The following is a 6,963-nucleotide window of genomic DNA, read 5'->3' as shown; positions in this document are numbered from 1 at the left end:
CGTCGTGCTCGGGGCTGAGCGCTTCGAAGGTGAGGTCACGGAGCAGGGCGAGACAGTGGTGATCGGCTTCGGCCCGCGCAGCCTCTCGGTCGTCAGCGACTGGCGCCCGGGCGAGCCGGTCTGGCGCGGCACGCTCGACGGCGTCGCGGTGGCGGCACAGGTGCGCTCGATCCTGAACGGCTTTTCGCTCGGCCATGCCGGGGCCTATGCCAACGCCCATGTCCACACCCCGCGCGAGGCGCAGCTTGCCGCGCTGATGCCGGAAAAGGTCGCGGCCGACACCGGCAAATTCCTGCTCTGCCCGATGCCCGGCGTGGTCAAGGCGATCTCAGTTGCCGTCGGCCAGGAGGTCAAGGCCGGCGAGGCCCTGTGCATGGTCGAGGCCATGAAGATGGAGAACGTCCTGCTGGCGGAGAAGGACGCCACCATCGCCAAGATCCTGGCGAAGGAGGGCGATTCGCTCGCCGTCGACGCCGTCATCATGGAATTCGCCTGATCCCCTTTCACGCCTCGGATCAACATCACTGCCGGTAACCGGAGGATGGTCGCATGACCCAAGAAGCTTCGTCCCACTATTCCGACGCGACCGTCGCCCCGGCGAGCGCCAGCGTCCTGCGTGCGGTCGCGATAGCGTTCGCCGGCTCCTTGCTGTTGGCCCTGGCCTCCCGGATCGCAGTGCCGATGTTCCCCGTACCGATGACGCTCCAGACCTATGCCGTCCTCCTGTTGGGAGCGACCCTGGGATGGCGACGCGCTGGCTTGTCCGTGGCGTTCTATTTGGTCGAGGCCGCGATGGGCTTCCCGGTGCTGGCCAACGGTGCGTCAGGGGCATTGCGCCTCATCGGCCCGACGGGAGGATACTTGCTCGCGTTCCCGGTCGCCGCCATGGCGGTGGGCTTGGCGATGCGCGGAAGCCTGCCCCAAAATCGGTTGCGGACCTTCGCCCTCATGATGGCGGGCCATGCTGCCATCCTCGCGGCTGGTTCGGCATGGCTCGCGACGACCCTCGGTTGGGCAACGGCGATCGCGGTCGGCGTGACGCCGTTCCTGCTGGGCTCGGTCGTCAAGAGCGCGCTGGTGGTGGCGACCGTCGAGGCCCTCGGAGGCGTCCGTCGGCACCTGTCCGCGTAGTCCGGCTTCGACCGGGTCAAAGGAGCTGACAATGTCCGGAATGGGTTTTGCGGAAGCGTTTCCCATCCCCGCGTGGGACCAGTGGCGCAGCGCCGTCGTGAAGGTCCTCAAAGGCTCGACCTTCGAGGATGCTTTGGTTGGTCGAAGCGCCGACGGCTTCGCGATCCAGCCGCTTTACGCCAGGGCCAACGGCCCGATCGTGGCCGGGAAAAGGGCGGCTTCGCCTTGGCACGTCACAGTGCGGGTCGATCATCCCGAAGTGGCTTCCGCAGCCGCATCTGCCGTCGCGGAGCTTGAGAACGGGGCCAACTCCCTTGCGCTGGTGATGCAAGGCAACCGCTTCGCCCGCGGTCATGGACTGTGGGCTCGTTCCGCCGACGAGCTCGATGCGACCCTGGAGAACATCGATCTGCCGTTGATCCATATCTGGATCGAACCCGGCGCGAGCGTAGCCGACTCCGACCTGATCACGGCATTGGTCGAGCGACGCGGACACGCCCCGGAAGCCATCGATGTCGATTTCGGAGTCGACCCGATCGGTGAGGCGGGATCGACCGGCCACGCGCCCGCGAATATGAAAGCGCTCGGCGACCGGCTCCATGGCGCTTTCGATCGCCTGCGAGGCAGGGGTTTCAGGGGACCCATTCTGCGCGCCGACGGCCGCAGCTATCACGAGGCCGGCGCCAGCCAGGGCCAAGAACTGGCCTGTGTCCTGGCGACCTTGGTCGACTATCTGCGCGCCTTGGATGCGTGCGGCGTTGCGCCGTCGGAGGGCGCGGCCGCGATGAGCGTGGCCCTGGCCGCGGACTCGGACCAGCTGTTGACGATAGCCAAGTTCAGGGCGCTAAGGCGTCTTTGGGACCGCACTCAACGAGGGTGTGGAATCGATCCGCTTCCGATCGCGCTGCATGCCGAAACCTCCTGGCGGATGCTGACCCGGCGCGACCCCTGGGCGAATATCCTGCGGGGCACGATCGCCGGGTTTTCGGCGGGGGTGGGCGGGGCCGACAGCGTCGGCGTGTTGCCTTTCGATATTGCGATCGGACTGCCGGACACGCTTGCGCGAAGGGTCGCACGCAACACCCAACTCATTCTACAGCACGAAGCGCACCTCTGGCGCGTCGTCGATCCGGCCGCCGGCTCGGGGGGCATCGAGGCGATGACGGACGAACTTTGCCGGGGGGCCTGGTCCGTGTTCCAACAAATCGAACGGGATGGCGGAATGCTGCGGAGCATGCTCGACGGCAGGATCGCAGCGCTCCTAGAGCCTGCCCGAAACGCGCTCCTGTCTTCCATTGCGACGCGCCGTCAACCCATCACCGGCACAAGCGCCTTTCCCAATCTCGGCGAGGCCCGGCTGCAGCGCGCGGCCGGGTGCCCTGGCCCGGTCGCGACAACGGAGGACCAAGGGCTACTGGGCCCGGTGCCGATCCTTCCGGGGCTCCGGCTCTCGGAGTGCTTCGAGTCGATGCGGGATCGCTCGGAAGCCGCCGGAGAAGGTCGAGCTCCCCGCGTCTTCATTGCGGAGCTTGGCAACGACAGGATTGCGCCCGTCCGAGCCGCATTTGCACGCGATCTGTTCGCGATTGGCGGGATCGCATCGATCGTGGAACGGGACCTCGATCCGAGAGGGGAAGACACAGCGAGTGATGTCGCGGCGCGCTGGAAGGCGAGCGGTGCCAGTCTCTTTTGCCTTTGCGCCAGCGCCGACGTCGCGAACTCGATGCCCCACGATGCGACCCATCCGACCGATACGCTGGCCGAGGCGATCGGACGAAGCGTGCGGCAGGCCGGTGCCGAAATGCTCTTCTACGGGGACGATCCGGGAGGCGCGGCCGAGGCGCTTCGGAGTTCGGGCTTCTCGCACTTTCTGGCGGAGGGCTGCGACGTCGTCGCCGTTCTCGATGCGAGCCTGACGGCTCACTCCTCATGGAGAGGCCCGGCATGACGACGATCCCCGACTTTTCGCATTTGGAATTTTGTAACGGCTCTTCAGCCGCCATCGTCGCCTCGCCCACCGGCGAGGACTGGCTGACGCCCGAGGGCATCCCGGTGAAGCCGCTCTACACGGCAGAAGACCGTGCCGGCCTGCCCTTCGTCGACACGCTGCCGGGCATCGCGCCTTATCTGCGCGGTCCCTACCCGACGATGTATGTCAATCAGCCCTGGACGATCCGGCAATATGCCGGCTTCTCGACGGCCGAGGATTCCAACGCCTTCTACCGGCGCAACCTCGCCGCCGGGCAGAAGGGTCTTTCGGTCGCCTTCGATCTGGCGACCCATCGCGGCTATGATTCCGACCATCCGCGCGTCGGCGGCGATGTCGGCATGGCCGGCGTCGCAATCGATTCGATCTACGACATGCGCACGCTGTTCTCCGGCATCCCGCTCGACCAGATGAGCGTGTCGATGACGATGAACGGCGCGGTGCTGCCGGTTCTGGCGCTCTATATCGTCGCGGCGGAAGAACAGGGTGTGCCGGCAGCCAAGCTCTCGGGGACGATCCAGAACGACATCCTCAAGGAGTTCATGGTCCGCAACACCTATATCTACCCGCCCTCGCCCTCGATGCGGATCATCGGCGACATCTTCTCCTACACGTCGCAGAACATGCCGAAGTTCAACTCGATCTCGATCTCCGGCTATCACATGCAGGAGGCCGGTGCGACGCAGGATCTCGAGCTCGCCTATACGTTGGCCGACGGCGTCGAATACATCCGCGCCGGCCAACGCGCAGGCCTTGGCGTCGATGCGTTTGCGCCCCGGCTATCCTTCTTCTGGGCGATCGGCATGAACTTCTTCATGGAGGTCGCCAAGCTCAGGGCCGGGCGGCTGATCTGGGCCAAGCTGGTCAAGGATTTCGGCGCGACCAGCGAGAAATCCTTCCCGCTTCGCACCCATTGCCAGACCTCGGGCTGGTCGCTGACGGCTCAGGACGTCTTCAACAACGTGCCGCGCACGATGATCGAGGCGATGGCGGCGACGCAAGGCCACACCCAGTCGCTCCACACCAACGCGCTCGACGAGGCGCTGGCGCTGCCGACCGATTTCTCCGCCCGGATCGCCCGCAACACCCAGATCGTGCTGCAGCAGGAGAGCGGCACCAGCCGGATCATCGATCCCTGGGGCGGCTCCTATTATGTCGAGCGCCTGACCGCCGAACTCGCCAAGAAGGCTTGGGCTCACATCCAGGAGGTCGAGGCGCTCGGCGGCATGGCCAAGGCGATCGAGGCCGGCATCCCGAAGCTGCGCATCGAGGAGGCCGCCGCCAAGACGCAGGCGCGCATCGATGGCGGCCAGCAGGCGATCATCGGCGTCAACATGTTCAAGCCCGACAACGAGGCCTCGATCGACGTGCTCAAGGTCGACAACGCCTCGGTGCGCGCGCAGCAGCTCGAAAAGCTCCGGCGTCTCAAGGCGGAGCGCAACGAGGCGGATGTCCAGTCCGCGCTGACCGCTCTGACCAATGGAGCGAAGGACGATGCCAACCTGCTCGACCTTGCGGTCAAGGCGGCGCGCGCCAAGGCGACAGTCGGCGAGATTTCCATGGCGATGGAGCAGATCTTCGGACGCCATCGCGCCGAGATCAAGTCGATCTCGGGGGTCTACAAACGGGAGGTCGGCACGATGAACCCAGCCGTCATGCGCGTGCAGATGATGACGCAGGCCTTCGAGGAGGCGGACGGCCGCCGCCCGCGCATCCTCGTCGCCAAGATGGGGCAGGACGGGCATGACCGCGGCCAGAAGGTGATCGCCTCGGCCTTCGCCGATCTCGGCTTCGACGTCGATATCGGGCCGCTCTTCGCGACGCCGGACGAAGCAGCACGGCAGGGCGTCGAGAACGACGTCCATATCGTCGGCGTCTCGTCTCTGGCGGCGGGGCATCTGACGCTGGTGCCGGAACTCAAGGCGGCGCTCGCCAAGGCCGGCAGGCCCGACATCATGATCGTCGTCGGCGGCGTCATCCCGCCGCAGGATTTCGACGCGCTCTACGAGGCAGGCGCCTCGGCGATCTTCCCGCCGGGCACTGTCATCGCCGACGCCGCCGAGAAGCTGCTGGACGAGCTTAACCGCAGGATAGGATATGCGCAGCCCGATGTGGGGCCGTGACCTTTTCGAGGGCCGCTTTCGCCAGAGGGGATGAGTGGTGAGAAATGTTGTTCGCTTCGGCACTTGACGTTTGGACGTACGCCTTTCGACGTGTCGAGAAATCAGCCCCTGCTCAGTTCGATGACATCTTCATGGTGATCATGCCAGATACGATCAGCATCGCGGCGACTGCCCTCATGGGCGTCAGGGCCTCACCGAGAACTGCAACGCCGACGATGAAGGCGCCGACCGCCCCGATTCCGGTCCAGACGGTGTAAGCCGTCCCAAGCGGGAGAGAGCGCATCGCAAGGGACAAAAGTGCGAAGCTCCCGATCATGGCGACGATGGTGACGATCGTCGGGCCGAGGCGGGTGAAACCGGTGGACTGCTTCATCGCCAACGCCCAGACGACTTCGAGGATTCCGGCGACGATCAGGAATAGCCAGGCCATTGATGCTCTCTAACGGCTTAGCGCCCGGGCCCCGCCATTTCAGAGCCCGGGACGCGGTGTGTAATTGAAGGAAAATTGGGGAATCGTGGATGTCCAACCCACCAATTCCGGACCTACATCGGTCGACCATCGATCCGGCCTAGCGCCTGATCCAGGTCGGCGATCAGGTCGAGCGCATTCTCAAGGCCGATGGACATCCGCAACAAGCCTTCGGGCGCCTTCGTCTGTGGGCCTTCGACCGAGGCGCGGTGCTCGATGAGGCTATGCGTGCCGCCCAGACTGGTTGCGCGTGCGATCAAACGGAGCGCCCCCGCCACGGCCATGGCCTCCTTGCGACCACCTGCGACCTCGAATGATAGCATGCCCCCGAAGGACCGCATCTGCGTCGAGGCGACGGCATGCCCCGGATGGGACGGCAACCCCGGATAATGGACGACGGACACAGCGGAATGCTTCGACAGGAACTGGGCCACCTCCATGGCATTGCTGCAATGGACCTGCATTCGCGGCGCGAGCGATTGGATGCCCCGTAGCGCCAGCCAGCAGTCGAGCGGGGAGGGCACCGAGCCCTTGTGCTTTTGAATGGCCCGGAGCGCGACGTTCTGAGAGCCCTGCTCGCGCAAGACGACGGCGCCGATCATGACGTCGCTGTGGCCGCCTATGTATTTCGTGAGCGAGTGGACAACCACGTCGGCGCCGAACTCGATCGGTCTGGTGAGCAACGGCGTCGCCCACGTGTTGTCGACGGCGGAGACCGCGCCGACCTCACGGGCGATCTTAGCGATGGCCGCTATGTCGACGATTTTCACGAGCGGGTTGGAGGGCGTCTCGATCCAAACCAGCCCCGTCGGTTTCGCGCAAGCCGCCCTCACGGCCTGGAGATCCGTCATGTCGACGACCTCCCACTCGAACCGTCGTCCGACATCGGTCTCATTCAAGAGGGAGCGAACGCCGAAATATATGTCATCCGGGAGGACCAATCGTTTCGGCAGGTCGACGGGAAGGCTCTCGATCACGGCGGTGATGGCAGCCATGCCCGAGGCGAACGTGATCGCCTCGGCTCCGCCCTCAAGCGCAGCGAGGCAGGTTTCCAGGTTGCGACGATTGGGGTTGTCGTCCCGGCTGTACTCGTATCCGCTGGGAAACGTTCCGTCGGCGGAACGCTCGAAAGTGGTCGAGAGATAGATCGGCGCAGCGATCGCGCCTGTGACGGGATCGCTTTTCTGACCGGCGTGAACCGCGAGTGTCTCGGGATGCATGGCACGTCCTTGTTCGTTGGATCTTCATTGAAG

At 65.3% G+C, this 6,963-nt stretch carries 6 protein-coding genes; 4 read left to right on the top strand and 2 right to left on the bottom strand.

From position 1 onward, the window contains the following. The 4 genes from AC1DYU_RS21275 to scpA all read left to right on the top strand — a co-directional run. The coding region (locus tag AC1DYU_RS21275; protein WP_476793364.1) for a biotin/lipoyl-containing protein at positions 1–496 on the top strand (496 nt) is incomplete at its 5' end. A gap of 53 nt (positions 497–549) precedes the next feature. Further along, positions 550–1,131, top strand: a complete 582-nt coding sequence (locus AC1DYU_RS21270; protein WP_476793363.1) for a biotin transporter BioY — start codon at positions 550–552, stop codon at positions 1,129–1,131. Positions 1,132–1,162: 31 nt separating this feature from the next. Then, positions 1,163–3,079 carry a methylmalonyl-CoA mutase family protein gene (locus tag AC1DYU_RS21265; RefSeq protein ID WP_476793362.1) on the top strand — a complete coding sequence of 639 codons (1,917 nt, stop codon included), beginning with the start codon at positions 1,163–1,165 and terminating at the stop codon, positions 3,077–3,079. After that, positions 3,076–5,241: a methylmalonyl-CoA mutase gene (scpA, locus tag AC1DYU_RS21260; protein WP_476793361.1), complete on the top strand. Its 2,166-nt coding sequence runs from the start codon at positions 3,076–3,078 to the stop codon at positions 5,239–5,241. The genes AC1DYU_RS21265 and scpA overlap by 4 nt, the downstream gene beginning before the upstream one ends. Positions 5,242–5,353: 112 nt before the next feature. On the opposite strand, the gene AC1DYU_RS21255 is transcribed toward scpA, so the two are convergent. Further along, on the bottom strand, positions 5,354–5,671 hold the full coding sequence (locus AC1DYU_RS21255) for a DMT family transporter (RefSeq protein ID WP_476793360.1): 318 nt from the start codon (positions 5,669–5,671) through the stop codon (positions 5,354–5,356). A gap of 113 nt (positions 5,672–5,784) precedes the next feature. Next, a complete protein-coding gene (locus tag AC1DYU_RS21250) occupies positions 5,785–6,930 on the bottom strand; it encodes a trans-sulfuration enzyme family protein (protein WP_476793359.1) in 1,146 nt (381 codons plus the stop codon). Positions 6,931–6,963: the final 33 nt, after the last annotated feature.

It is taken from the genome of Allobosea sp. P2_B12, assembly GCF_056404835.1.
Note: the sequence above shows the minus strand (reverse complement) of the source record. Positions and strands in the feature narration are given on the sequence as shown.